1 protein-coding gene is annotated in these 1,125 nt (G+C 55.8%); it reads left to right on the top strand.

Annotation, left to right across the window (positions count from 1 at the left end; genetic code table 11):
- The first annotated feature begins 534 nt into the window (after positions 1 to 534).
- Positions 535 to 972 carry a hypothetical protein gene (locus tag NW856_RS01725; RefSeq protein WP_414341644.1) on the top strand — a complete coding sequence of 146 codons (438 nt, stop codon included), beginning with the start codon at positions 535 to 537 and terminating at the stop codon, positions 970 to 972.
- Positions 973 to 1,125 lie beyond the last annotated feature (153 nt).

Here is a 1,125-nt window from a genome sequence, read left to right as displayed (position 1 = left end):
AACCATCGACTTAGAAGGTCGGTGCTCTATCCTTTGAGCTAGCAAGGCCGAAGAAAAGGGTGCAGAGCCATTATATCCCCGACCCAGTTCCCATTCTCTGACCCCGACCAACCTGCCTCTGACCTTGAGTTCTGCATTGTTGCTTGGGCAAATTGCGCGGTTTGCCTTGGGGAGCCGGGTCGGGATCCCTTCACCGTGGGAATGTTGGTTTTCGCTCAGGATATGAACGTCAAAGAGATCGTCTGCCAAGCTCTTGGAACGGGACGTCTGGGCGTCTCTCAGGAAACTTGACTGTACGGATAAGGAAGACTTGCAGACGGCAGATGCTTTGAGCAGATGCTTTGATCAGTGCCTTTTTGGATGGCGCTGTGCAGCGGGAGAGCCACAACTGGGCTCCCTGTGCATCGATCCCTTAAAATGGGCGAGCCGAAAGCAGAAAAGTACTCGTTTGAGTTCGAGGATCCCATGCAACCGAGCTATTGCGTCGGAGATAAGTCCAAAATGGGTGTTGAGGTGTCGAAAATTGGGATCCCCATGCCATTGCTCCCTGATCCTGGCTCAGCTGCGGAAAAGAAAGCTGCCTCTGGCACTCAAGCTCTGTCTCCGGCAGCCAAGCGTCTGCTGCGCCTCTATCACGGTGGTAGCTTCATCTTTCTGGGCCTGCTGTGGCTGGTAGTCGGGATCCCTAGCCTTTGGGCTTTGCGAGCGGATATAGCCCGCCTGTGGGATTACTTTACTTGGACGGGCCTGCGATATGCCTTGTTTCACCGCCCAGGATGGCCCACCTTGGGGTTATTGCTCTGTGTCAGCTTCACGATGGGGATCCTGATTGCCCAAAGCCGCTATGAGCTGTTCGGCCTGTATCCGGTGGAGCGTCTCATGCTGGAGCAGCAATCCCGCTGGATCCTATCCTTGCCGGTGTGGCATCCGCTGCGGCGCTGGTTGGTGCGCAGGTTGGATACTCAAGATTAGGTTTTGGCTGCTACTTGGGATCCCTGCCGGCACCGAGGCAAAATCTCGTTTGCGTGCGGGTAAACTACCCGACTCCGACCGCTAAAGCGTTACGGAGCGGGCTTTCAGTAGCCCTGAGCCCGCTCTGCTCTACCAGAGAACAAAACAGGCCCG

Source organism: Synechococcus sp. R3-13 (genome assembly GCF_047462195.1).
GTDB lineage: Bacteria > Cyanobacteriota > Cyanobacteriia > Thermostichales > Thermostichaceae > Thermostichus.
The sequence above is the reverse complement of the archived record's forward strand: the minus strand, read 5'-3'. Positions and strand labels throughout refer to the sequence as shown.